The organism is Ferrovibrio sp., assembly GCF_029255545.1.
Taxonomy (GTDB): Bacteria; Pseudomonadota; Alphaproteobacteria; order Ferrovibrionales; family Ferrovibrionaceae; genus Ferrovibrio.
The window spans coordinates 28,166-52,619 of the sequence record NZ_JANLJJ010000091.1; the positions used below are offsets into that span (position 1 = coordinate 28,166).

Annotated in this window: 31 protein-coding genes; 21 read left to right on the forward strand and 10 right to left on the reverse strand. The window is 62.6% G+C overall.

Annotated elements, in window-relative coordinates; genetic code table 11:
• The 6 genes from folB to Q1J79_RS17530 all read left to right on the forward strand — a co-directional run bounded on the left by folB (position 1) and on the right by Q1J79_RS17530 (position 4,737).
• On the forward strand, positions 1-429 hold the full coding sequence (gene folB / locus Q1J79_RS17505) for a dihydroneopterin aldolase (RefSeq protein ID WP_300302910.1): 429 nt from the start codon (positions 1-3) through the stop codon (positions 427-429).
• Between the two features lie 325 nt (positions 430-754).
• Positions 755-2,650, forward strand: coding sequence for an excinuclease ABC subunit UvrC (uvrC, locus tag Q1J79_RS17510; protein ID WP_300302913.1), 1,896 nt, complete (start codon positions 755-757; stop codon positions 2,648-2,650).
• 53 nt (positions 2,651-2,703) lie between these two features.
• Complete coding sequence (gene pgsA / locus Q1J79_RS17515) at positions 2,704-3,309, forward strand: CDP-diacylglycerol--glycerol-3-phosphate 3-phosphatidyltransferase (protein WP_300302915.1); 606 nt, start codon at positions 2,704-2,706, stop codon at positions 3,307-3,309.
• Positions 3,309-3,560 (forward strand): molybdopterin converting factor subunit 1, encoded by a 252-nt coding sequence (gene moaD, locus Q1J79_RS17520; protein ID WP_300302917.1) that lies wholly within the window; start codon positions 3,309-3,311, stop codon positions 3,558-3,560. Before pgsA ends, moaD begins: the two co-directional genes overlap by 1 nt.
• Positions 3,561-3,563: 3 nt before the next feature.
• Positions 3,564-4,025 (forward strand): molybdenum cofactor biosynthesis protein MoaE, encoded by a 462-nt coding sequence (locus Q1J79_RS17525; RefSeq protein ID WP_300302919.1) that lies wholly within the window; start codon positions 3,564-3,566, stop codon positions 4,023-4,025.
• 142 nt (positions 4,026-4,167) lie between these two features.
• A complete protein-coding gene (locus Q1J79_RS17530) occupies positions 4,168-4,737 on the forward strand; it encodes a PAS domain-containing protein (RefSeq protein WP_300302921.1) in 570 nt (189 codons plus the stop codon).
• A gap of 36 nt (positions 4,738-4,773) precedes the next feature.
• On the opposite strand, the gene Q1J79_RS17535 is transcribed toward Q1J79_RS17530, so the two are convergent.
• Complete coding sequence (locus Q1J79_RS17535) at positions 4,774-5,658, reverse strand: branched-chain amino acid aminotransferase (protein ID WP_300302923.1); 885 nt, start codon at positions 5,656-5,658, stop codon at positions 4,774-4,776.
• Between the two features lie 189 nt (positions 5,659-5,847).
• Here Q1J79_RS17535 and Q1J79_RS17540 point away from each other — a divergent pair, with 189 nt between their 5' ends.
• Genes Q1J79_RS17540 through Q1J79_RS17550 form a run of 3 tightly spaced genes read left to right on the forward strand, consistent with a single transcriptional unit; the run spans position 5,848 to position 8,372 of the window.
• Entirely contained in the window at positions 5,848-6,342 is a 495-nt protein-coding gene (locus Q1J79_RS17540; protein ID WP_300302925.1) for a MarR family transcriptional regulator, read from the forward strand.
• Between the two features lie 10 nt (positions 6,343-6,352).
• Positions 6,353-7,042: a response regulator gene (locus Q1J79_RS17545; RefSeq protein ID WP_300302927.1), complete on the forward strand. Its 690-nt coding sequence runs from the start codon at positions 6,353-6,355 to the stop codon at positions 7,040-7,042.
• A gap of 19 nt (positions 7,043-7,061) precedes the next feature.
• Positions 7,062-8,372 carry an ATP-binding protein gene (locus Q1J79_RS17550; RefSeq protein ID WP_300302929.1) on the forward strand — a complete coding sequence of 437 codons (1,311 nt, stop codon included), beginning with the start codon at positions 7,062-7,064 and terminating at the stop codon, positions 8,370-8,372.
• Positions 8,373-8,381: 9 nt separating this feature from the next.
• On the opposite strand, the gene Q1J79_RS17555 is transcribed toward Q1J79_RS17550, so the two are convergent.
• The 7 genes from Q1J79_RS17555 to Q1J79_RS17585 all read right to left on the reverse strand — a co-directional run bounded on the left by Q1J79_RS17555 (position 8,382) and on the right by Q1J79_RS17585 (position 12,503).
• Positions 8,382-8,813: a DUF2914 domain-containing protein gene (locus Q1J79_RS17555; protein ID WP_300302930.1), complete on the reverse strand. Its 432-nt coding sequence runs from the start codon at positions 8,811-8,813 to the stop codon at positions 8,382-8,384.
• A 61-nt stretch (positions 8,814-8,874) separates the two neighbouring features.
• Positions 8,875-9,213: a tRNA-binding protein gene (locus Q1J79_RS17560; RefSeq protein WP_300302932.1), complete on the reverse strand. Its 339-nt coding sequence runs from the start codon at positions 9,211-9,213 to the stop codon at positions 8,875-8,877.
• A gap of 94 nt (positions 9,214-9,307) precedes the next feature.
• The gene (locus Q1J79_RS17565) at positions 9,308-9,724 is read right to left on the reverse strand and encodes a phasin family protein (RefSeq protein ID WP_300302934.1); all 417 of its coding nucleotides are present in this window, start codon (positions 9,722-9,724) and stop codon (positions 9,308-9,310) included.
• A 125-nt stretch (positions 9,725-9,849) separates the two neighbouring features.
• On the reverse strand, positions 9,850-10,521 hold the full coding sequence (locus Q1J79_RS17570) for a TetR/AcrR family transcriptional regulator (RefSeq protein ID WP_300302936.1): 672 nt from the start codon (positions 10,519-10,521) through the stop codon (positions 9,850-9,852).
• Positions 10,522-10,583: 62 nt separating this feature from the next.
• Positions 10,584-11,387 carry a pyrroline-5-carboxylate reductase gene (gene proC / locus Q1J79_RS17575; RefSeq protein ID WP_300302938.1) on the reverse strand — a complete coding sequence of 268 codons (804 nt, stop codon included), beginning with the start codon at positions 11,385-11,387 and terminating at the stop codon, positions 10,584-10,586.
• Between the two features lie 97 nt (positions 11,388-11,484).
• Positions 11,485-11,988, reverse strand: coding sequence for a YbjN domain-containing protein (locus Q1J79_RS17580; protein ID WP_300302940.1), 504 nt, complete (start codon positions 11,986-11,988; stop codon positions 11,485-11,487).
• A gap of 266 nt (positions 11,989-12,254) precedes the next feature.
• Entirely contained in the window at positions 12,255-12,503 is a 249-nt protein-coding gene (locus Q1J79_RS17585; RefSeq protein ID WP_300302942.1) for an accessory factor UbiK family protein, read from the reverse strand.
• Positions 12,504-12,694: 191 nt separating this feature from the next.
• Between Q1J79_RS17585 and lysS the strand changes: the two genes are divergently transcribed.
• The 12 genes from lysS (at position 12,695) to Q1J79_RS17645 (ending at position 23,041) form a co-directional block, all read left to right on the forward strand.
• The gene (gene lysS, locus Q1J79_RS17590) at positions 12,695-14,218 is read left to right on the forward strand and encodes a lysine--tRNA ligase (protein ID WP_300302944.1); all 1,524 of its coding nucleotides are present in this window, start codon (positions 12,695-12,697) and stop codon (positions 14,216-14,218) included.
• Positions 14,218-15,030 carry a prolipoprotein diacylglyceryl transferase gene (lgt, locus tag Q1J79_RS17595; protein WP_300303116.1) on the forward strand — a complete coding sequence of 271 codons (813 nt, stop codon included), beginning with the start codon at positions 14,218-14,220 and terminating at the stop codon, positions 15,028-15,030. Before lysS ends, lgt begins: the two co-directional genes overlap by 1 nt.
• Positions 15,003-16,115: an SAM-dependent methyltransferase gene (locus Q1J79_RS17600; RefSeq protein WP_300302946.1), complete on the forward strand. Its 1,113-nt coding sequence runs from the start codon at positions 15,003-15,005 to the stop codon at positions 16,113-16,115. Before lgt ends, Q1J79_RS17600 begins: the two co-directional genes overlap by 28 nt.
• 20 nt (positions 16,116-16,135) lie before the next feature.
• The gene (pgeF, locus tag Q1J79_RS17605; RefSeq protein WP_300302948.1) at positions 16,136-16,906 is read left to right on the forward strand and encodes a peptidoglycan editing factor PgeF; all 771 of its coding nucleotides are present in this window, start codon (positions 16,136-16,138) and stop codon (positions 16,904-16,906) included.
• Positions 16,907-16,980: 74 nt separating this feature from the next.
• Positions 16,981-17,865, forward strand: a complete 885-nt coding sequence (locus Q1J79_RS17610; protein WP_300302950.1) for a hypothetical protein — start codon at positions 16,981-16,983, stop codon at positions 17,863-17,865.
• Between the two features lie 96 nt (positions 17,866-17,961).
• Entirely contained in the window at positions 17,962-18,894 is a 933-nt protein-coding gene (locus Q1J79_RS17615) for a ribose-phosphate pyrophosphokinase (RefSeq protein WP_300302952.1), read from the forward strand.
• Positions 18,895-18,988: 94 nt separating this feature from the next.
• Complete coding sequence (locus Q1J79_RS17620; protein ID WP_300302954.1) at positions 18,989-19,669, forward strand: 50S ribosomal protein L25/general stress protein Ctc; 681 nt, start codon at positions 18,989-18,991, stop codon at positions 19,667-19,669.
• 84 nt (positions 19,670-19,753) lie between these two features.
• Positions 19,754-20,347: an aminoacyl-tRNA hydrolase gene (gene pth, locus Q1J79_RS17625; RefSeq protein WP_300302956.1), complete on the forward strand. Its 594-nt coding sequence runs from the start codon at positions 19,754-19,756 to the stop codon at positions 20,345-20,347.
• 1 nt (position 20,348) lies between these two features.
• Positions 20,349-21,449: a redox-regulated ATPase YchF gene (gene ychF / locus Q1J79_RS17630; RefSeq protein ID WP_300302958.1), complete on the forward strand. Its 1,101-nt coding sequence runs from the start codon at positions 20,349-20,351 to the stop codon at positions 21,447-21,449.
• 8 nt (positions 21,450-21,457) lie between these two features.
• Positions 21,458-21,907, forward strand: coding sequence for a MaoC family dehydratase (locus Q1J79_RS17635; RefSeq protein ID WP_300302960.1), 450 nt, complete (start codon positions 21,458-21,460; stop codon positions 21,905-21,907).
• Positions 21,908-21,918: 11 nt separating this feature from the next.
• Positions 21,919-22,365 (forward strand): MaoC family dehydratase, encoded by a 447-nt coding sequence (locus tag Q1J79_RS17640; protein ID WP_300302962.1) that lies wholly within the window; start codon positions 21,919-21,921, stop codon positions 22,363-22,365.
• Between the two features lie 10 nt (positions 22,366-22,375).
• The gene (locus tag Q1J79_RS17645; RefSeq protein ID WP_300302964.1) at positions 22,376-23,041 is read left to right on the forward strand and encodes a dienelactone hydrolase family protein; all 666 of its coding nucleotides are present in this window, start codon (positions 22,376-22,378) and stop codon (positions 23,039-23,041) included.
• A gap of 9 nt (positions 23,042-23,050) precedes the next feature.
• On the opposite strand, the gene Q1J79_RS17650 is transcribed toward Q1J79_RS17645, so the two are convergent.
• On the reverse strand, positions 23,051-23,905 hold the full coding sequence (locus Q1J79_RS17650; RefSeq protein WP_300302966.1) for a VOC family protein: 855 nt from the start codon (positions 23,903-23,905) through the stop codon (positions 23,051-23,053).
• Position 23,906: 1 nt separating this feature from the next.
• Entirely contained in the window at positions 23,907-24,437 is a 531-nt protein-coding gene (locus tag Q1J79_RS17655) for an adenine phosphoribosyltransferase (RefSeq protein WP_300302968.1), read from the reverse strand.
• Positions 24,438-24,454: the final 17 nt, after the last annotated feature.

Here is a 24,454-nt window from a genome sequence, read left to right on the forward strand (position 1 = left end):
ATGACAATCCATGCCCGCGCTCGTGCCGTCTGGGCCGAAATTCCGGTTCCGGCCATCACCGAGGCCAGTCAGCCGGCGCGGCGCGTTTTCGTCCGAGACCTGCTGCTGGACGCTTTGATCGGCATTTACCCGGAAGAACGAATTAAACCACAGAAGATCCTAATTAATCTGGAGCTCTGGGTCGCTGAGACACCGGGCGAGCCACCCCGCTCCTATGCCGAGGTCGTGTGCTATGAGCAATTGGTGAACCACACCAAGATGCTGCTGGCCAAGGGTCATGTGGATCTGGTGGAAACACTGGCCGAGCGGCTGGCAGTGCTCTGCCTGGCTGACGCGCGAGTGTTGCGCGCGCGGGTTCGCGTGGAAAAGCCCGATGCCATAGCCGAAGCTGCCGGAGTCGGGGTGGAAATCGAGCGCCAGCGCCGCTGAGGTTGCAATTATTGCAGCTTGGCGATTAAGCCTTGACTTTCGCAACCGCCTTCTTTTCCGGGTCGATTTGTACACAGGCGCCGGAAGCGAATCGATAATTGGCGGAAAACAACCGGCATCAGCATCTAGCCTGTGGATAACTTATATTATTATTTATTTTGAATGCTTTACTCGAGAAGTAGCCTGCTGTGTTTATACGCGTATTCCGGTGGCATTGCGCGATGCGACAATCTGCCCGAAGTTTCCCCACAAAGTTATCCACAGCCTTGGGACGCTTTTGTCAACGCTGTGTAATCATTGAGTTTTTGTCAGTATGGTGACGCGAATGACTGAGCTTGATCCGCAGGCCGACCCACTTCAAACGGGTGCTTCCCCGGCTGAAATAGGCGCGGCCGTGATCGCTCGTCATCTGCCGACCCTGCCGCTAGGACCAGGCGTCTATCGGATGATCGATGCCAGGGGCGAGGTGCTGTATGTCGGCAAGGCGCGCTCCCTGCGCAAGCGGGTAATCTCGTATACCAAGACCGAGGCTTTGAGTATCCGCATCCAGCGGATGGTGCGGCAGGTGGCGACGGTGGAGATCACCACCACGCATACCGAGGCCGAAGCGCTTCTGCTGGAAGCCAATCTGATCAAACGTCTGCAGCCGCCCTTCAACGTACTGCTGAAGGACGACAAATCCTTCCCTTATATCCTGGTGGAACGCGGCCACCCCTTCCCGCGCATCACCAAGCATCGCGGAGCCCGGGACGTGCCAGGCGATTATTTTGGGCCGTTTGCCTCAACGGGTGCCGTGCATGTGACGCTGAATGCGATGTCACGCGCCTTTCCCCTGCGGAGTTGCGCCGACAGCGAATTTGCAGCCCGCACCCGGCCCTGCCTGCAATACCAGATCAAGCGCTGCAAGGCTCCCTGCGTTGGCCGCATCAGCGAGACCGACTACGCCGCCATCGTAGGCGAGGCGCGAGATTTCCTCAGCAACCGCAATCGTGATGTGCTGGAGGATTGGGGCCGGCGCATGCAGACTGCCTCCGACGCCCTCGATTACGAAACCGCCGCCGAACTGCGCGACCGCATCCGTGCCCTGGCCCATATCACCCAGAAGCAGGACATCAACCTGTCCGAGATCGAAGATGCCGATGTGATCGCCATCCATGCGGAAGGCGGGCTGGTCTGCGTGCAGATATTCTTCTTTCGCGCCGGACAGAATTTTGGCAACCGCGCCTATTTCCCGGCCCATGCACGCGATGTGGAAATCGGCGAGGTGCTGGATGCCTTCATCGGCCAGTTCTATGCCACCCGTGAACCGCCGCGCCTGATCCTGGTAAATCATGCCGCCGATAATGCGCCGTTGATCGAAGAGGCGCTGAGCAAACATGCCGGCCATCGCGTGGAGTTGCATTGCCCGCAACGCGGCATCAAGCGCCACCTGGTCGAGCTCGCCGCCGGCAATGCGCGCGACGCCCTGCATCGCCGCATGGCGGAGACCAGCACGCAACAGCAATTGCTGGCCGGCGTGGCGGAGTTGTTCGGCCTGGAAGCGCCGCCGCAACGCATCGAGGTCTACGACAACAGCCATATCATGGGACGCCATGCCGTCGGTGCCATGATCGTAGCGGGTCCGGAAGGCCTGCGTAAAAATGCCTATCGCAAGTTCAATATCAAAGGTGAGGATATCGAGCCGGGTGATGATTATGCGATGATGAAACAGGTGCTGACCCGTCGGTTTCAGCGCCTGCTGAAAGAAGATGCCGAGGAGGAAAATGCCGCCGACTGGCCCGATCTACTGCTGATCGACGGGGGTAAAGGCCAGCTCAGCGCCACCCTGCAGGTTCTGGAGGAACTGGGGGTCGACGACGTGCCGGTGGTCGGAATCGCCAAGGGGCCGGACCGCAATGCCGGCCGAGAACAGTTCTTCCTGCCAAACCGCGAACCCTTCATGCTGGAACCCCGCCATCCGGTGCTGTTCTTCCTGCAGCGATTGCGGGACGAGGCGCATCGTTTTGCCATCGGCACGCATCGGGCCAAACGGGCCAAGGACCAGATCCGCTCTCCGCTGGATGAGATTGCCGGCATCGGCGCCGCCCGCAAAAAGGCGCTATTGTTGCATTTCGGCTCCGCCAAGGCTGTTTCCCGGGCCGGACTGGCTGACCTGGAATCGGTGCCAGGGGTTAACAAGACCGTCGCCAAACGCATCTACGATCACTTCAATGGCGGCTGAACCCCGGCCGGACTCTGGCCCTGCGCAGCGGCTCATGCGATAATTAAAAAGATATGCTGAACGGCCTCCCCAATATCCTGACCGTCTCGCGCATCCTGGCGATTCCGGCGATCTGCGCGGCGTTTTTCCTGCCCGGCGCCTGGAGCGCCTGGGTCCCCCTGGCCCTGTTCGCCGCCGCCGGCATCACGGACTGGTTTGACGGCTATCTGGCGCGGAAATGGGGCCAAATGTCGGATCTCGGCCGGTTTCTCGATCCGGTGGCCGACAAGCTGCTGGTCGCCGCCGTGATCCTGATGCTGATCGCCTTTGAGCGGATTGACCGCATTACTTGCGTGGCTGCAGTGGTGATCATGTGCCGCGAGATTACCGTGACCGGTCTACGCGAATTCCTGGCCGAACTGCGGGTGAAGGTACCAGTATCACGGCTGGCAAAATGGAAAACCACGGTGCAGTTGATCGCGCTGGCCATCCTGATCGTCGGCGATTACGGCCCCGCCGAGCTGCCGGTTCGCCTGCTGGGCGAAATCGGCCTCTGGCTGGCCGCCGTGCTGACCATCTATACCGGCTGGGATTATCTGCAGACCGGGCTGCGCCATATGGCAGCGGAACCGGCCCAGAAAGCTACGGCCCAGAAAGCCACGGCCAAGGGAGCCGAGTGATGCGCGTGCTGTATTTCGCCCTGCTGCGCGAACGCGTTGGCCTGGCAGAGGAAACCGTGAGCCCGCCGGCCGAGATTCGCACCGTGGGCGATCTGGTGCATTGGCTGCGACAGAAAAGCCCCCAGCACGATTACGCCCTGGCCGATCCGGCGATGGTCCGCATCGCGGTCAACCAGGATTACGCCAGGACCGACCACGCGATCGGGCCTGATGATGAAATCGCCTTTTTCCCGCCGGTGACCGGAGGGTGAGCCATGACGATCCGAGTGCAGCGCGAGGATTTTGATACCGCAGCCGAACTGGAACGGCTGTCGGCAGGGAACCCCAGGATTGGCGCCGTCGTGACCTTCACCGGGCTGGTGCGGGATTTTACGTCGGAGCAATCCGCCTCTTCTCAGCAGAGCATGGTTCTGGAGCATTATCCAGGCATGACCGAGCGCCAGCTGGCCGCGATTCTGGCCGAAGCGGAAAGCCGCTGGCCACTGGAAAGCGCACTGATCATCCACCGCTACGGCGAACTGGCCCCAGGAGACCGTATTGTGCTGGTGGTAACGGCTTCGGCACACCGGCAGGCCGCTTTTGAAGCCAATGCCTTTCTGATCGACTGGCTGAAAACCAAGGCCCCATTCTGGAAACTGGAGCAGGCCGGGGGCGGGCGACGCTGGGTGGAAGCCAAAACCAGCGATGACGATGCCGCCGCCCGCTGGCAGGGCTGATATACTACCGGTGCCTCAACAATAGCAGTTTACTACCGCCTGACCGTGTGGCATGTCGTAGTTATGTCCGGTCCGGCGCCAATGCCACGACGCCATCCCGCACATATTTGAAGCATATCTTTTCACGATTGCGTTGCTGCTCATGGTAACACCCAGTGATCCGAATGCTCTACAGCCCGATGGTGTCGTGCCGGTTGCGTCTGATCGTATCCGCAGCAAGTCGCTCAGAAACCTGCTGAGTTACTGGAACGCCAAAGTAGACTACCTGCAGCGGCTGCCGGCACGAGCCGATCTGCAGCCTGACGAAATGGTACCGTTCCTGCCATTCGTCGCACTCATCAACGTGCAGAATACGGCGCCGCGATTCCAGTTCCGCCTGATTGGCACTGGCATTGTCAGCGCCATGGGGCGTGAAACCACCAATCGTAGCGTTGACGAGGCGCTGTTCGGTGCGAACACCCCAAATGTCGAAAACTTCTTCAGCATTCCACTCAGCAGTCGCGGACCCGCCTATGCTACCGGGCAGTATACCGTAGCCCCAAACGGACGGACGCTGGCTTTCGAGACGTTGCTGCTGCCGCTATCGAGCGATGGCGCATCCATCGACATGCTGCTGGGCGGCCTGGTGGGCGAGCGCATTCAGCGTGACGAACAGATCTGCGGCTTCCAGTACGATTATTACTCTTCCATCATGCAAACGGCCGCGCTTTAAGCGCGGCCGTGCATGGAAATTCCTGATTTATGCGGCTTAAGCGGCCGCCTTACGCCGCGTGGCGGCATCGAAATCAGCCAGCAAGGCCTGGCAGATACTTCCCGGCTTGAACATGTAGGGGCCGATTTCCGACACCGGCGTAACCTCCGCAGCCGTGCCAGTCAGGAAGCATTCCTGGAATCCGCTCATTTCCTCCGGCATGATCGCGCGCTCGATCACCTCGATGCCACGCGCCTTGGCCATGGCGATCACGGCCCGGCGGGTGATGCCGTCTAGGAAACAATCCGGCGTCGGCGTATGCAGCTTACCATCCTTGGCAAAGAAGATATTGGCGCCGGTGGCCTCCGCGACCTGGCCACGCCAGTCAAGCATCAGGGCATCCTGATAGCCCTCGCGCTCGGCCTTATGCTTGGACAGCGTGCAGATCATATAAAGGCCCGCTGCCTTTGCCTTGGTCGGGGCGGTGTTCGGGGCGGGACGGCGCCAGTCGCTGATCTGCAACCGCAGGCCCTTCATCTTGGCCTCGGGTGAGAAATAGCTCGGCCATTCCCACACTGCGATGGCGAGGTGGATTTTGTTCTGCTGCGCCGATACGCCCATCATTTCGGAACCGCGCCACGCGACCGGACGGACATAGCAATTCGGCATCTTGTTGGCGGCAATGGTCTCCCGCGTGGCCCGGTCGATTTCTTCCACCGAATAGGGGATGGTGAAATCCATCAGTTTGGCCGAGTCGTAGAGCCGCTGGCTGTGTTCGGTCAGGCGAAACACTTCACCATCATAAGCCCGCTCGCCCTCGAAAACGCAGGATGCGTAATGCAGAGCATGGGTCAGGACGTGCAGTTTGGCGTCCCGGAAAGGGACCAGTTTACCGTCGAGCCAGATATGGCCGTCACGGTCGTCATAAGGGATGAGTGACATCGGCTGCTCCTGTGGCGAAAACGGAACAAGGTATTATTATTACCCGTTTCTGACCTTAGAAGTAACAATGTGATCAATATATGTCAATACTGCTGCCATATTTATCGCACCGGGGTCTGCAATCTTTCCGCCCCCCCGGGCAAAAGGTTGCCTTGATGCCGGCTATCCCTTTGCGCCATATAGATCATCATGACTGACCTGAAATCGCTGGCTAATCCCCTGTTCCTGCGCGAGGACGAACTTCGCCAGGGCATTGAGCTTCTTTTTTACGCCTACCGTGATTTCACCCGCGGCCCCGATGAGATTCTTGAGCGCTATGGTTTCGGGCGCGCCCATCACCGCGCCCTGCATTTCATCAGCGGCAATCCCGGCATCACAGTCGCAGAATTGCTGGCGATCCTGCGGATTACCAAACAGAGCCTGTCGCGTGTGCTGTCCGCTCTGATCGAGGGCGGTTTCGTGCGTCAGCAGCAGGGCACTCGCGACCGGCGTCAGCGTCAGCTTTTTCTCACCGACCAGGGCAAGCACCTGGAAAAGCAGATCAGCATGCTGCAGCAGGCCAAGGTGGCCCAAGCCTATCGCGAGGCCGGTGCCGAGGCGGTCGCCGGCTACCGCAAGGTTCTGGCCGGCCTGATCGATGAACAGGATCGTCCGGCCATTCTGCGCGCCATCCAGCGCCGCTGAGCCGCTCCTCATGGATATCGCCGAACCCCACATCCTGATCGTCGATGACGACGAGCGCATCCGCAGCCTGCTGACGCGGTATCTCGCCGGACAGAATTTCCGTGTCACTGGCGCCGAAGATGCCGCGGATGCCGCCGCCAAACTTGCCTCGGTGAGCTTCGACCTGCTGATCGTCGACGTCATGATGCCAGGCCAGAACGGTTTCGAATTCGTGGCCGAGTTGCGGCGCAAGCAAAACCACGTCCCCGTCATCCTGCTGACCGCCCGTGGCGAGGCGGAAGACCGCATCGCGGGGCTGGAAACCGGTGCCGATGATTATCTGCCCAAACCGTTCGAGCCACGCGAACTGACCCTGCGCATCAATGCCATTCTGAAACGCGCGGCCCGGCCGGCACCCGTGCCGGCCAGCGCAGCGGTCCGGTTCGGCGATTTCTCCTTCGATGCCATCCGCGGTGAGTTGAAACGCGGCGATGATCTCATCCCGCTGACCACCGGCGAAGCCCAGTTGCTTCGTATTCTGGCGCGCAGTCCTGGCACGACCGTGCCGCGCGCCGCCCTGGCCGATCCCGCCAGCGGCGGCGAAAGCCGCGCCGTCGACGTTCAGATCACCCGTCTGCGCCGCAAGATCGAGGCTGATCCCCGTAACCCGCGTTATCTGCAAACCGTTTGGGGCGAAGGCTATGTGCTCTGGACGGAATAGATCACAATAGGCCATCTGCATGTGGCTCAAGCGATTCCTGCCCCGCAGTCTGTTTGGCCGCTGGCTGCTGCTGCTCGTGGCGCCGATGGTCATGCTGCAGGCGCTGTTGGCCTATATTTTCTATGAACGGCACTGGGACACGGTGACACGGCGACTGGGCCTGGGCCTTGCCGGCGAAATCGCTCTGCTGATCGACATGCGCGACGCCGGTGTCGATCCGGCAACGCTGACCGATCTGGCGATCCGGATGACCCGCACCTTGGAGCTGGATATCAGTTTTGAGGCTGGTGCGAATTTCCCCCTCAATATCCCGCCGCCGCGCCGTTTTTCCATCCTTGACCGCATGCTGATCCAAGCTCTGGGCGAGCGGCTTAGCCAGCCCTACCAAATCGATGCGCAGCGCAGCGACCGCACTGTGGTGGTCTATGTGCAACTGACTGATGGGCTGCTAACGGTGACTGCCCCGGAGAGCCGGGTTTTCTCGGCCAGCACCTATGCCTTCATGATCTGGATGACAGCTGCTTCGGCGCTGCTGCTGGGCATCGCACTGCTATTCCTGCGCAACCAGATCAAGCCCATCCGCCGTCTGGCAGAGGCTGCCGATGCTTTCGGCAAGGGGCGCGAGATCAAGGATTTCCGCCCCAGCGGCGCCAATGAGATTCGGGCCGCGGCCCATGCTTTTCTCGCGATGCGCGACCGTATCCGCCGCCATATCCGCGAACGCACCGATATGCTGGCCGGTGTGAGCCATGACCTGCGCACGCCGCTGACGCGCATGAAACTGCAATTGTCGCTGATGCCACCGAATGGTGAAATCGACGAATTGAAGCGCGATGTCGATGAAATGGACAAGATGGTCAGTGCCTATCTGGCTTTCGCGCGGGGCCAGAGCGAGCAGCCGGCAGAGCCGACCGATCTGGGCCATCTGGTCAGCGAACTGGCCGACGACGTGCGGCGGCGGGGGCGCGAATTGCAGGTCGAGATGCCCGAACACCTGACCCTGCCATTGCGCCGCCTCAGTCTGAAACGCGCGCTGGCCAATCTGATCGAAAATGCCCTACGGTTCGGACGTCAGGTGCGTCTCAGTGTGGTTCGCACCGCCAGAGGGGTTGAGATCAATGTCGACGATGACGGCCCCGGATTGCCGGAAAAGGAACGCCACCGGGTGTTCCGGCCATTCTATCGCCTCGACCAGGCCCGACATGGCAGCGGCAATGTCGGGCTGGGCCTGACCATCGCCCGCGATGCGGTGCTGGCCCATGGCGGCGAGATTGCCCTGAACAAATCCCCGCTTGGTGGATTGCGGGTCACAATCCGCCTGCCTGGCTGACCCTGTGGCTTAATCCTCGGCCGGCTTTTTCGGATCGGCGACGGTGAAGCGGCGCTCGGCCTGCAGCCGGCCGCTGCCGTCTTTCAGCAGCACGGCCCAATCGCCCGGAAAAATGCGCGATTGGGACCAGATGCGCCAATTGCGGCTGACATCGACGCGTGCCTTGGAGCGGCCAACCTCCTGGTCATTACGCAGCCAGTGAAACCAGAAGGTTTCGCCAGCCCCGACCTGGGTGCAATCGAGCCGGGCAAAGGCATAAGCCCGTTCGGTGCCAGGCGGATAATCACCCTCCACCAGTCCCTGCGGCTCAAGATTGATCACGTTGCGGGTCATGGCGAATTGCCGCACGACACAATCGTGATCCTGCGCGACAGCAGGCCGGGTAATGGTCAGCAGAGGCGCGAACAGCGCGATGGCCAGGAAACAGGTTTTTTTTGTCATTGGGCTGGTCCGTTCGCGGGATTGTCGGCTGAGGGCCGCGCCAGGGTCAATACACAGCGCATCAATACATCCGGCCGCCATTCGGCACCGGCTGGTCCGGCCCGATCAGCACAACCTGGCCGTCTGGGTCGGGCAGGCCCAGAACCAGGATTTCCGACATGAAGGAGCCGATCTGGCGCGGCGGAAAATTCACCACGGCCAGGACCTGCCGGCCCGGAAGACTGTCAGGATTGTAATGGCGGGTGATCTGGGCGGAGGATTTGCGGATCCCGAACGACGCGCCGAAATCGACCCACAACTTTATGGCCGGCTTACGAGCCTCCGGGAAAGGTTCGGCGCGGACAATGGTCCCGACCCGGATATCAACCTGGTGGAAATCGTCTATCGATATCTCGCCCACGCCTGCTGCCCTCACGGCCATTGCTCAACACGAAACGGGCGGGATTTGTACCCGCCCGTTGCATGTCTGGCAAATCGCCGGTTGAGGCGCCGGTTTACTTTTTCGGTGCCGAGAACGCCTTGCGGAATTCCTCGAGGTTCTCGTTCATCCGCTGGTTGATAAGCTCGAAGGCCTCGCTGTTGGTCTTCGACATCATCTCGGCCAGTTCACGCAGGTTGGCGACGGCTTTTTCCACCGCCTGCTTGGCCACAGTCGGATCAGGCATGCCTGTCGAAACGCCACCCTTCATCAGCGTCGCCGCTTCAGCGGCCGCCTGCTGGAAAATCTCGGCCTGACGCTTGGCAACAGCCTGATAGCCTTCCAGCGCCCGCTTATTGGCAGCGCTGATCGCCTCGAGATTCTTCTGCTGGGTCGCCGCCAGCGCCATCGGGTCAATGCCCGGCAGCTTGAGATCGGCGAACATCTTGGTCGGATCGAAAGCAGCGAACGGATTTTCAGCGGTCTTGCTCATACCTGGCTCCGGGGTTGCATGTCATGACATCGGTTAAAGCGTACGCGTGACAAAGGCAGGCGTCAAGGCATTTATTGTGCAGTGCACAATTAATTATTATCAATACTTATCAATACATTATATGCTTACCTAACGGTTTTTTCTCGCAAATGCGAGATGGGCCCTCGCGCCGCCAGAAACCGCATTCCCTGGCCAAGCCTTTTGTCCAGATGCGCCATGGTAGTCGCTAGGTCGGGCAATTCGTCCCTGAGCCAAACCCGCAGGGTATCCAGATAGATGGCGCCGAGCACCTTTCGGCGCAGCAGGCCGGCGAAACCCGGCCGATCCAGGCCGGCGGAGGCCAGCGTCCAGTCCAGGCCGCGCCGCAGGCCGCCATACAGAAAGCAGGCCAGGGCCGGCGGGTCGGTCGGCAATTCCCGCATCAGCACCCGAATCGCCGCTTTGTGCGGGGTCAGGGCGTCAAGCCGGGCCATGATCGCCTCGAACAACCGGTCTTTGGCAACGGCGACATCCTCGCCGCCATTGTCCTGGGGGACCTCCCCCACGGCCGCCAGCATCGCCGCATCAATGCGGTGGGCAAACTCGGCCAACATATCGGCTTTCGATGTATATTTCTGGTACAGGGCGCCAAGGGACAGGCCACCGGCCTCGGCGATCTGCGCCAGGGTGACGCTGCGCCAGCCATGTTCCGTCACCAGCGCCAGCATGACATCCACCGGATCTCCACCGGCCATCATGCTGCGGCTGCGTTTCCCTGCAGGGTGTTTTTTCGCCGTCTGTTTCGCTGCCTTGGCCATGACCGTCTCCCGGGTTGGGATTGCTCTAATCTGGTGTGCAACGCGCCGGCGACAAGATTGGTTCAGCCAGCCAGTTCTTTCGAACGCCTTGCCGCCGCCGCCACGGCCCGCTCCATCAATGGCGCCAAGCCATCCGGAGCCATCAGAACATCCAATGCCGCCTGGGTCGTGCCGTTCGGACTGGTAACATTCTTACGCAATTGCGTCGGGCCGTCCGTACTCTGGCGCATCAACAGGCCAGAGCCACTGACTGTCGCCGAAGCCAGACGGGCCGCCAGATCCGCAGCCAGGCCGGCTTTTTCTCCGGCCGCGGCCAGGCATTCGGCCAGCCAGAACACATAAGCCGGTCCGGAGCCGGATACGGCTGTGACGGCATCGATCAGGCTTTCATCCTCGACCCAGGCGACCTCGCCAACGGCAGCAAGCAGATCGCCGCAGAAAGCGCGTTGCTCCGCCGTGACGCCTGCATTGGCGCAGCAAACGGTGATGCCGGCTCCTACGGCTGCCGGCGTGTTCGGCATCGCGCGCACGATGGCAGCTCCGCCACCCAGCAGGCGATTGAGCGTGGCGATCGTCTTGCCGGCGGCGATGGACAGGATGCAGGCGCCTTTGCCGGCATAGGCGGCATAGGCCGGGGCCACGGCGTCCATGATCTGCGGTTTGACCGCCAGCATCACGAGAGCGGGAGAGAACCCGGCTGGAACCGCATCGGCCGATGCCGCCTGACGAATCCCGGCGGGCAGATCGGAAACCGGGTTGGGCTCAACGACAACGATATCGCTGGCGGCAACGCCCTGGCGCAGCCAGCCGGTCAGCAGCGCACTGCCCATTTTGCCGCAACCAACCAAAAGAATGCCCCGGCTCATCCTGCTCTCCTCGCCTGCATACTCAGAAACACCGCAGGAAAGTAGCCGGATGCCGGGGCCGGGTTAAGGGTTGGCCCTGAAAATCAGGTCGTGAAAATCAGGCTTCGCCGACGCACTCGAACATGGCGGCCGCGACCGCATCTTCCGGCGTCCGCCCGCCCCAGACCAGGAACTGGAAGGCCGGATAGAAGCGTTCGCATTCCGACAGGCCGATTTCCATCAGGTCTTCAATCTGTTCGGTGGTGGCGCCATGCCCGCCGCGCAGCAGCAGGGCCTGGCGGAACACCACCATGCCTTCTTCGACCCAATAATCGAAATGGCCGATCAGGGCCTTCTCATTCACATAGGCCAGCAGGGAATGCAGGTCGCGCCGGCGATTGGCCGGCACTTTCATGTCGAAGGCGCAGGTGAAGCTGAGCGCGCCAAGTTCGTCGCGCCAGGAAAACCACATCTGCTGTTCGCAATAGCGGCCGGAAACGCCGACGGTGAGTTCATCGGAACCCTGCCGGTCGAATGGCCATTCATGCTCGCCGACGATCTGTTCGACTAGGTCGAGCGGGTTGAGGCGGCTGGTGGTTTCGGCTTCGATCAGTGTCCGCATGCGCTAGCGCTCCCCCTCTGCGGCGTGCCGGTTCTCGGCAGGTATCCCGAAACGGCTGATAAGGTTGGGAATTTGACCCCAAGCGGAGGCGGAAACCGCCCCGGCCGAGTAAGCCCCCTCCTCTCGGCTGACCATATATAGGTGTCGCGAAACAGTAGGCACCATAGATTTAGAGTATGCGGTGGAATCCCACTGTGCAAGGGTGGATTTACGAAAAATTCATGAAATTCGCCTGATCCGGGCGAGAGTTAGGACAGCTCACCGAATCAGCCACTCTGTTTGGATTCGAGCGCGGCCAGACGTTCAGCCAGGCGGATATTCTCTTCCCGGGCAGCCTCGGCCATGGCCTTCACCGCCTCGAACTCCTCGCGGGTGACCAGATCCATCTCGGCCAGCCCCTTTTCCAGCCTCTGGCGGAACGCCTGCTCCACCTCGCCTTTTACCCCCTGCAACGCCCCAAGCGCGCCGGTGGCGATGCGGCTGAGATCGTCGAGCAGGCGGTTATCGGTCTGCATGGTGCGACTCCGTGGCAAAAGCAGTCTTTCCGATATGGCGGGGGATGGCAGGAGCCGCAAGCACCCGGCGTGCTTTTCCACAGCTATTCCACCCCCGGAAGCCCCTGAAAGGCCGCCCCCGAAGTGTTGGAAAGCCGGGGGGCGGGTGCTAGGTTCCGCCCCCAACGTCCAGATTTAGCGGCAGAATTATCGTGACCGAGCAAACACCCGTCGACGTGTCCGGCGAACGCGCCAACCGTGAAGCCAAGCTGGCGCAGTTGCGCCAGATCGGCCTTGATCCCTATGCCGCGCCAAAATTCCCCAAATCACACAAGAATGCCGCGGTGCATGAGGCCTATGCCCATCTGCAGCCAGACGAGCGCACCGAAGACAGCGTGGCGGTTGCCGGCCGCGTGATGGCGATCCGCAACAGCGGCATGTTCATCGACCTGGTCGACGATACCGTGAAACTGCAGGTCTATTCCGCCAAGGAAGACGTGCAGGGCCAGTTCGCCACGGTGATGAAGGCGCTGGACCTGGGCGACATTATCGGCGTACGCGGCATGGTGCGCCGCACCAAGCGTGGCGAGATCACGGTGGATGCCAGGGAGATCGTCGTGCTGGCCAAGGCGCTGGAGCCGCCGCCGGAGAAATGGCACGGCCTGAAGAATATCGAGCAGCGCTACCGCCACCGCGAATACGACCTGATCGGTAACGACGAAAGCCGCGTCACCCTGCGCACGCGTTTCCGCGTGATCCAGGCGGTGCGCAACTTCCTCAGCGGCGAAGGCTTCCTGGAAGTCGAGACGCCGATGCTGCACACGATCCCGGGCGGCGCCATCGCGCGGCCCTTCGTGACGCATCATAACGCGCTCGATATTCCGCTCTACATGCGCATCGCACCCGAGCTGCATCTCAAGCGGCTGGTGATCGGGGGCTTAAGCGAGAAGGTGTTCGAGATCAACCGCTGCTTCCGCAACGAAGGCATCTCACCGCGCCATAATCCCGAATTCACCACCATGGAACTCTATCAGGCCTATGCCGATTACGAGGACATGATGGATATCGCCGAACGCACCATTGCCAATGCGGCAATCCTGGCGACCGGCAGTACCAAGGTAAAATTCGGCGGACACGAAATCGACTTCACGCCGCCCTTCCGCCGCGCCACCATGCTCGGCCTGATCGAGGAGCACGGCGGAGTGAAGCTGGACGGCCTGGACGATGCTCAGGCCCGTGAAGCTGCGAAAAAGGCCGGCGTCGCGATCGCCGATGGCGTCAGTTGGGGCAAGGTGGTGGAAGCCTGCTTCGAGCATTTCGTCGAGCCCAACCTGATCCAGCCAACGCACGTGGTGGCCTTGCCCAAGGCGATCTCGCCGCTGGCCAAGGCCAACCATGCAAACCCCGAGATCGCCGAGCGGTTCGAAACCTTCTGCAACACCTGGGAAATCGCCAACGCGTTTTCCGAGCTGGCCGACCCGCTGGAGCAGCGTGCCCGGTTCGAGGATCAGCAAAGCCAACGCGACGGCGGCGACGACGAGGCGCACCGCATCGACGAGGATTTCCTGAAGGCGCAGTCGGCCGGCATGATGCCGATGGGCGGACTTGGCATCGGCATCGACCGTCTGGTGATGCTGCTGACCAACTCGGCGACCATCCGCGAGGTAATCGCCTTCCCCACGCTGCGCCCCCGTGCCGATGAAGCGGGCGCAGCGGGTGAAGCTCAGGACGAATGATGTTCGCCACCCTGCCTGCCATCGCCTTTCCGGTGATCGACCCGGTAATCTTCGCCATCGGGCCGTTCGCGGTGCGCTGGTATGCTCTGGCCTATATCGTTGGTCTGGTCGCGGGCTGGCGGCTGGCCATGCGGATCGCCAGGCGGCCGGGCAGCGCGGTGGCACCGGAACAGATTGACGGTTTCCTGCTCTGGGCCACGCTGGGCGTCGTACTCGGTGGCCGCATCGGCTACGTGCTGTTCTACAATTTCGGCTACTACATTCAGCATCCAGCCGAAATCTTCGCAGTCTGGCAGGGCGGCATGTCCTTCCATGGCGGCATGCTGGGCGTGATCATCGCCATGATCGGCTATTGCCGCTGGACCGGCATCCGCTTTCTCGCCTTCACCGATGCAATTGCCTGCGTCGCGCCAATCGGATTGTTCTTCGGCCGCATTGCCAATTTCATCAACGGCGAACTCTGGGGCCGCGTCGCGCCGGATGTCGCCTGGGCCATGGTGTTTCCCACCGGGGGCCCCCTGCCGCGCCACCCCAGCCAGCTTTACCAGGCGGCGATGGAAGGCGTGGCGCTGTTCCTGCTGCTCAACCTGATGCGCTGGAACAGCAAGGCGATGGATCGGCCCGGCCTGCTGTCGGGCCTGTTCCTGATCGGCTATGGCATGGCGCGCATCATCGGCGAACTGTTCCGCGAGCCCGATGCGCAGATCGGCTATCTCGTCGGCGGCACCACGATGGGGCAGTGGCTGTCGCTGCCGATGGTGCTGGTCGGCATCGGTGTCGTCTGGTGGACGCGCAGGCCTCGGGTGGCATGACCGTCGCGCCGCTGCGCGACATCCTGCGGCAGCGCATCGCCGCCGAGGGGCCGATTACGGTCGCGGCCTACATGGCCGACTGCCTGCTGCATCCTGAACATGGCTATTACCGTACCCAGCAGGCCATTGGTCTGGGCGGCGACTTCACCACCGCGCCGGAAATCAGCCAGATGTTTGGCGAATTGCTCGGCCTGTGGGCAGCCGACTGCTGGCTAAAGCAGGGTGGTCCGTCGAAATGCTATCTGGTCGAACTCGGCCCCGGCCGTGGCACCCTGATGCGCGACGCCCTGCGCGCGATCCGCGCCCTGCCGCCTTTTCGCAAGGCATTACAGCCGGTGCTGATCGAGGCCTCGGCGCGGCTGCGCGGCATGCAGGCCGAAGTTTTGGTCGGCGAGGACGCAGTTTGGCACGAGAGTCTCGCCGCGATTCCGAAGGATGCGCCGATCTTTGTTCTGGCCAATGAATTTCTCGATGCCTTGCCAGTGCGCCAGTTCCAGCGTGGCGATGACGGCGCGTGGCATGAACGATGCGTCGGCCTCGACGATTCCGGCAATCTCTGCTTCCTGCTCGATCCGCGCGCCCTGCCCTTCGACGACCTGCTGCCACTGGCCTTGCGCGACGCACCGCCCGGCGCCATCGTCGAATCGAGCCCTACTGTGCGCGCCGTTGCCACCGACATCGCGGCACGCTTGCGCCTGCAAGGTGGCGCTGCCTTGTTCGTCGATTACGGCTATGCCGTGCCCGGCATTGGTGAAACCCTACAGGCCGTATATCGCCACGCCTATGCCGACCCATTAAGCGATCCGGGACTGGCCGATCTCACCACGCATGTCGATTTCGCCTCATTCGCACTTGCGGCGACTCGCGCCGGCGCTGCCGCCTATGGCCCGGTCGGCCAGGGCGCCTTCCTCGAAGCCCTGGGCATCGGGCAGCGCGCGGCCACGCTGAAACAGGCGAATCCGGCGATACAGGGTGACGTCGACCGCGCCCTGCAGCGGTTGACCGCGCCAGAAGCGATGGGCACCCTGTTCAAGGCACTGGCACTGCTGCCGCCCGAGTCGCCGATACCAGCAGGTTTTGCATGATCCGCCCCGCGTCAGAAGGAATGCCTGACGATATCACGCCCGTTACGGCCGTGACGCTGGGCGATACGCCGCATGGTTTCTTTACCCGGCGCGGCGGCGTTTCGACCGGCCTGTACGCCTCGCTCAATTGCGGGCCGGGCTCGGGCGATGACCCTGCCGCCGTGCAGGAAAACCGCCGTCGCGTGGCGATGCACCTTATCGCCCCGCATGGCCTCGCTTCGCTCTATCAGGTGCATGGCAATGAGGTCGTCACCGTCGATGCCGGCTATGACATCATGCACCGCCCGAAAGCCGATGGCATGGTCACCGCGCAGCGCGGCATTGCCCTCGGCATCCTGTCGGCCGATTGCGCGCCGGTACTGTTTGCGGACAGCGACGCGGCGGTGATCGGCGCCTGCCATGCCGGCTGGCGCGGCGCCCTCGCCGGCATTACCGATGCCACGGTGGCCGCGATGGAACGGCTCGGCGCCAGCCGTAGCCGTATCCGCGCCGCGATCGGCCCCTGCATCAGCCAGTCATCCTACGAGGTCAGCGCGCCGTTCCACGAGGAATTCCTGAAGGCCGACAAGAACAATGCGCGGTTCTTCACCGATGGGAAACGGGAAGGCCATTGGCAGTTCGATCTGCCGCGCTATCTGCTGCAACGCCTGGGCCGCGCGGGTATAACCACCGAGAATCTCGACCTCGATACCTGCAGCGATCCGGCTCGTTTTTTCAGCTATCGCCGCATGACGCTGGCGGGCGAGACCGATTACGGTCGGCAGGTTTCGGCCATTGCCTTGCCGGTCTGATCCTTCTGGCTGAACAGCCATGCCGCATTTGTTTATTTTTCTCGCGATGTTCATTCTGGCCATGATGGTGAGCTGTGTCCTCGGTTAAAGCCCTGTCCCTGATGCTGATTCTGGCCGGCCTTGCCGCCTGCCAACCGCTGCCGCAGCCCTTCCAGGCTGATTCCCGCACCAAGGCGAGCAGCCCGCTGGTCCGCCCGATCGGCGAGACCAGCATCTTCGTGCCACCTGTCGCCGGCCTGCCGGCTGGCCAGGGAACCGCTCTGGCCAGCATTCTGGCCGATGCCCTTGCCGAGAAGGAAGTAGCGGCCAGCGCTTCGGCGCGCAGCCGGCTGTCCTCGGTGCTGACGGTTGTCGTGGAGCCGCGCGGCAACGAGACGGTGTGGCGCTGGACTGAAAGCTCGTTCAATGGCGGCCAACCGCAGGATGGCGGCCGACCACTGGGGATTTCACCCGACCGGCTGGCCGCCGGCGATGCCGGTGCCATGAAACAGGCCGCGACAACCATGGCTGCGGCGATTGCCGCCCGGCTGAATGAAAGCACCATTGCCGCCGCCCAGGGAGCCAATGCCGGCCCCGCCAAACTGGCCGTGCAGGAATGCGAAGGCGCCCCTGGCGACGGCAACCGCAGCTTGCGCCAGGCCATGCGGGAATTGCTGATCCTGGGCGGCCAGCCGCCGCTGCCCGATCCGGCCGGGGCGGATTTCGTCATCACCTGCAAGGTACAGGTCTGGGCCGACGGCCCGGCGTCAGAGCGGGTGACCATCGAATGGGCCCTGCTGGCGAGCGACGGCAGCCGGCTGGGCGAGGTGAAACAGGCCAATCGCATCCCCAAGGGCCAACTCAGCCAGGCCTGGGGCAACACCGCCCATATCGTGGCCCAGGGTGGCTGGCAGGGCCTGAGCGAGATCATCGAGACCCGACGCCGCGCCCGCCCCATACTGCCACCCACAAAATCCTGAAATTAAAGGATAATTCCGGGTTTACAGCGCTCGGGCCGGCGGCTATAGTCCGCGCGGTTTTTCTCCCCTGCTCCGGCGCATCCACAGAGCTCTGTCATGAAAGTTTTGGCGGGTAATTCCAATCGTCCGCTGGCGGAAGCCATTGCGGCTTATCTGTCGGTCCCGCTCGCCAAAGCCAGCGTGCGCCGCTTCTCCGACATGGAGGTGTTTGTCGAGATACATGAAAATGTCCGCGGCGAGGACGTCTTCGTGATCCAGTCAACCTCCTATCCGGCGAACGACCATCTGATGGAATTGCTGGTCTGCATCGATGCGCTCAAGCGCTCGTCGGCCCGCCGCATCACTGCCGTGCTGCCGTATTTCGGTTACGCCCGGCAAGACCGCAAGCCGGGTCCGCGCACGCCGATCTCGGCCAAGCTGGTCGCCAACCTGATCACCGCCGCCGGCGCCAACCGCGTTCTGACGCTGGACCTGCATGCCGGCCAGATTCAGGGCTTCTTCGACATTCCGACTGACAACCTGATGGCCGGCCCGGTGCTGACCGCCGACATCAAACAGCATCTGCAGGGCGATGACCTGATGGTGGTTTCGCCCGACGTCGGTGGCGTGGTACGCGCCCGCAACATTGCCAAGCGCCTGGAAGCAGACCTTGCCATCGTCGACAAACGCCGCGAGAAGGCTGGCGTGTCGGAAGTGATGAACATTATTGGCGATGTCGAAGGCCGCCGCTGCATCCTGGTCGATGACATCGTCGATTCCGCCGGCACCCTGTGCAACGCCGCCGAGGCGCTGAAGAAGCACGGCGCCAAGTCGGTTTATGCCTATGTGACTCATGGCGTGCTGTCGGGCGGCGCGGTCGCCCGCGTCACCGCCAGCCAGTTGGAAGGTCTGGTCATCACCGACTCGATCCTGGCGACCGAAGCGGTCCGCCTGGCGCGCAATATCCGTCAGGTGTCGATCGCGCCGCTGATCGGCGAAGCGATGCGCAGGATCAGTGAGGAGACCTCGGTCTCGAGCCTGTTCGATTAAGTTTCAGAGTTTCGGCGCGCGGCACCCCTGGAGGCCGGCGTCGGAAACGGAGCTGGCACGGTGCCGGCGCCGTATCTAAGCAAGGAGCGCAATCATGCGTGACGTAAACACCATCGCCGCCGAGGCGAGGTCGAGGGCTGGCAAGGGGACCGCCCGTGCAACGCGACTGAAGGGTCGCGTGCCGGGGGTCATCTATGGCGAAAAGCAGACCCCGGAACTGATTTCGGTCGAAAGTCGCGAACTGCTGAAGGAGATGCACAAGGGCAGCTTCTTCTCGCGCCTGTTCACCATCGATATCGGCGGCAAGACCGAGCGCGTCCTGGCGCGCGACGTGCAGCTCGATCCGGTCAGCGACCGGCCGATCCACGTCGACTTCCAGCGCATCGGCAAGGACTCGAAGGTCCGCATCTTCATTCCGGTGCTCTTCCAGGACCAGGATCAGAGCCCGGGCATCAAGAAGGGCGGCGTGCTGAACGTGGTGCGCCACGAGGTCGAGTTCTTCTGCCAGCCGGACAATATCCCGGAAAGCATCTCGATCAGCTTGGCCGGCATGGAAATCGGCCACTCGATCCACATCTCGGCTTTCGAGCTGCCTGCCAGCATCAAGGCGGTGATCCAGGATCGCGACTTCACCGTTGCGACCATCGCGGCCCCGACCAAGGAAGACGAGACCGCGCCGAAGGCCGAAGCTGCGGCGGCACCGGCCGCTGGCGCTGCGGCCCCGGCCGCCAAGGCAGCCCCGGCTGCTGCGGCCAAGCCGGCCGCCAAGAAGTAACGCTGACCCGGGCGGCGCATCGCTGGTGCGCCGCCCGCCCCTTTCCGCCCACTCACGATACTTCATTCCGGACGCTGAAACGCCATGCTGCTTCTCGTCGGACTGGGCAACCCGGGCAGCGAACACAGGCGCCAGCGCCACAATGTCGGCTTCATGGCTGTCGATGCCATTGCCGAGCAGCATAATTTCCAGCCCTACCGGAAGCGTTTCCAGGGTGAACTGGCTGAGGGCGTGCTGAATGGCACGAAAACCCTGATCCTGAAGCCTCAGACCTATATGAACCTGTCGGGCAAATCGGTTGGCGAGGCGGCGCATTTCTTCAAGCTTCCACCGGCCCAGATCGTGGTGGTGCATGACGAGCTGGATCTGGCCGCTGGCAAGATCCGCATGAAAACCGGCGGCGGCCATGCCGGCCATAACGGCCTGCGATCAGTGGATGCCGCCATCGGCCCGAATTACCGCCGCCTGCGCATCGGCATCGGCCATCCCGGCAAGGATCGCGTGCTGGGTTATGTGCTGCAGAATTTCGCGGCCGAGGAACACGACTGGCTCGACCCGTTGCTGGCCGCCATGGCCGCCGAGGCAGGCTTCCTGGCCCGCGATGACGACGCGGGTTTCATGACCAAGGTGGCGCTGCGCCTGCAACCGCCCAAAGCAGAGAAAACGAAGGAAAGTTAAAATGGGTTTCAAGTGCGGCATCGTCGGCCTTCCCAATGTCGGCAAGTCGACCCTGTTCAATGCGCTGACGCAGACCGCGGCAGCTCAGGCGGCGAATTACCCCTTCTGCACGATCGAGCCGAATACCGGTTTGGTCGGCGTGCCGGATGATCGCCTGGACGTGCTGGCCCAGATCGCCGGTTCGCAGAAGATCATCCCGACCCAGCTGACCTTCGTCGACATCGCCGGCCTGGTGCGTGGCGCCTCCAAGGGCGAAGGCCTCGGCAACCAGTTCCTCGCCCATATCCGCGAGGTGGACGCGATCTGCCATGTGCTGCGCTGCTTCGAGGATGGCGACATCACCCATGTGGAAGGCCGAGTTGATCCGGTCGCCGATGCCGAAACGGTCGAGACCGAGCTGATGCTGTCCGACCTGGAAAGCCTGGAGCGCCGCGTTGACATGACGGCCAAACGCGCCAAGCAGGGCAACGAGGAAGAAAAGGCCCGGCTGGCCGTGATGGAAAAGGTGCTGGCCGCCCTGCGCGACGGCAAACCTGCCCGCACCGTGGTGCCAACCGAGGACGAGAAGAAGCTTTACAAGGAGCTGATGCTGATTACCGCCAAGCCGGTGCTCTATGTCTGCAATGTCGAGGAAGCTTCCGCGGCGGAAGGCAACGCCTTCTCGGCCCGCGTGAAGGCCAAGGCCGATGCCGAGGGCGCGGCCATGGTGGTGATCTCGGCCGCCATTGAGGCCGAGGTGGCGCAGCTTGACTCTGATGAGGAAAAGCAGGCCTTCCTGGCCGATCTGGGCCTGAAAGAAACCGGCCTGGCCCGGGTCATCCGCGCCGGCTACGGCCTGCTCGAACTGCTTACTTTCTTCACCATTGGCCCCAAGGAAGCCCGCGCCTGGACCGTGCGTAAGGGCGCCAAGGCGCCGGAAGCGGCCGGCGCGATCCATACCGATTTCGAGAAAGGCTTCATCCGCGCCGAAACCATTGCCTATGCCGATTATGTCGCCGGCAAGGGCGAAGCCGGCGCCCGTGATGCCGGAAAATTGCGGCTGGAAGGAAAGGATTACATCGTGCAGGATGGCGACATCATGCATTTCCGCTTCAATACATAAGACACGACATGAAATATCTGGAAGATTTCGCCGTCGGGCAGGCGCTGGACTTCCCGCCCCGCCAGGTCAGCGAGGAAGAGATCGTCGCCTTCGCTCGCGATTACGATCCGCAGCCCTTTCATCTCGACAAGGAGGCCGCCAAGCAGTCGCTGTTTGGCGGCCTTTGCGCATCGGGCTGGCATACCGCCGGCATGATGATGCGCATGCTGGTTGACAACATGATCGGCAAATATGCGAGCATGGGCTCACCCGGTGTTGACCAGTTGCGCTGGGTCAAACCGGTTTTCCCGGGCGACACGCTGCATCTGCGCGGCGAAATCCTTGACGTCCGCCCCTCGCAGTCCAAACCCGACCGTGGCGTGGTCACTTCGCGCTATGAAATGCGCAACCAGAATGGCGACATCGTGCTGACCATGCAGGCCAAGGGCATGTATGGCCGCCGGCCGGTGCAGGGCTGAGGAACGCTGCCATGCAGTATTTCGAGGATATCGAGATCGGCGCCGTCCGCGATATCGGCAGCCACACCTTCACCGAACAGGCGATCATCGCCTTTGCGAAGCAGTTCGATCCACAGCCCTTCCATATCGATCCAGTGGCTGCGAAAGGCTCGGCCTTCGGCGGCCTGATCGCCTCGGGCTGGCATACGGCAGCCACCGTGATGCGGCTGCTGGTGGATTCCGCCGTCGAGCTGGATGCCAGCCTCGGTTCACCGGGTTTCGATGACCTAGCCTGGCTGAAACCGGTGCGGCCGGGCGACACCATCCGTGCCCGCATGACCTGCCTCGACAAGGCGCCCTCGCGCAGCCGCCCCGGCATTGGCTCTGCCCGCTTCCTGGTCGAAGCCTTCAACCAGAATGACGAGATGGTGATGCGCTACACCAGCATCGGCATCATGCGCTTCCGCAATCCTGCCTGAGGAGACCGCCATGGGTACAATGACCAGCCTGACCGCCGCCGACGGCCACCGTTTCGGCGCTTATGTCGCCGAGCCGAAAGGCACGGCCAAGGGTGGCATCGTGGTGATCCAAGAAATCTTCGGGGTCAACAGCCATATCAAGGCTGTGACTGACGGCTTCGCCGCCGATGGTTATTACAGCATCGCGCCTGCTCTGTTTGACCGTCTGCAGCCCGGCATCGACCTGGGTTATACGCCTGAAGATGTGGCCAAGGGCCGCGAATGGCGCGGCAAGATGAACTGGTCGGACTGCATGAAGGATGTCACCGCTGCTGTGACGGCAGCCAGCAGCGCTGGCCGCGTCGGCACCGTGGGCTATTGCTATGGTGGTGGCGTAACCTGGCTGGCGGCCGCCCTGGTGCCCGGCCTGGCGGCTTCGGTAGGCTATTATGGCGGCCCCTGGGCCGAGCTGATCGAACGTGCCCCGCTCTGCCCTGCCCTGCTGCATTTCGGCGCCCGGGATTCGATGATCCCGCTCAGCCTGGCCGATGGCATGAAAACCCGGCACCCGACCATCACGACGCATATCTACGACGCCGACCACGGCTTCAATTGCGACCAGCGCGCCAGCTATGATGCCCGCGCAGCCACGATTGCCCGCCGCCGCACGCTGGCCTTCTTTGACGCGATTCTGTGATCTTCCAGCTCAGGGCCGGCTGGAGAATTCCAGGAAGCAGCCATTGGCGGCCGCAGCCGGCACCAGCACGGTGCCGTCCATGCTGCGTGCGTGGTCAATGCCCGCGGCGCTGAAATAGGCCGCGGCAGCCTCGGTGTTGTGCACGCGCAGGCGCAGCCCGGCGATATACGGCGTCGGCCGGACCGGATGCTCGATATCGGGGAACAGCGTGTCGAGATCGTCAGGCGTGACAAACAGGATCGACTCGTCGCCGGTACGCACCGCCAACATGCGGTCGGTGCGCACGGCGCTGCCGGCGCCGATCAGGGTTTCATAGGGCAGTTCCAGCGCCGGCGGATCGTCAGTCACCACGACGATGCCGCTGACATGCTCCGCGCCGTTGGGATGCAGCAGCCATTCCGGCCGGCGCAGCAGGTCCGGCGTCAGATGCTGGCACAGGAAGGTCGGGAGTTGCGGCGATGCCTCGGCAGGCAGCATGAGCAGCGTGAAGGACGGCAACACTGTGCCCTCGGGCAGTTCCAGTTCGCGCTTGAGGCTTTGCGGCTCGGGCGGATTGAGGCCCGACACCTTCATCTCGGCCGCCGCCGCCATGGCGTCATCGGTAGCGAAAGCCACCTTCTGCATTCCCTCGCCCCGGGCCTTCAGTGCATCTTCCAGTCCGGCCGTATACCCGCCTGGCTCGGCAATACCGAGTAGTTCGTGGTAGTTGCGCGGAAACATGATGCAGTAATTGCCGGTGGACCAGCCGATATGCCGGCCACGCGGCGTGAGCGTAAAGCCCAACCGCTGCCAGTTGGCTTTTGCCGCCTCAAGGTCGGCGACTGCGTGAACGGTATGGTCCAGGCCGGTGATGCGGTGCGCCAAATCAGTGCCCCTCAAACTCGCACAGCGACAACACTTTCACATCCAGGGCTTCCAGGCGTTTGCGGCCGCCGAGCTCGGGCAGGTCGATGATGAACGAGCAGCCGATCACCTCGCCCTTATGGGCGCGGATCAGTTTGACCGCCGCCTCGGCCGTGCCGCCAGTGGCGATCAGGTCGTCCACCAGCAGAACCTGCTCGCCGGGTTGAATGGCATCGACATGGATTTCCATTGCATCGGTACCATATTCAAGCTGGTATTCCTGCGACAGCGTCCTGGACGGCAGCTTGCCGCGCTTGCGCACGGGCACGAAGCCGATTGAGAGCTGGTGCGCGATGGCGCCACCCAGGATAAAGCCGCGCGCCTCAATACCCACCACCTTGTCGATCCGGGTGCCGGCAAAGGGCTGCACCATCTCGTCGACGGTCTTGCGGAAGCCGCGCGCATCCTGCAGCAACGTGGTGATGTCGCGGAACATGATTCCCGGCTTGGGGTAATCGGGGATGGTGCGGATCTTGTCCTTGATGCCCTGCATGGCGTTTCGAAATCCTT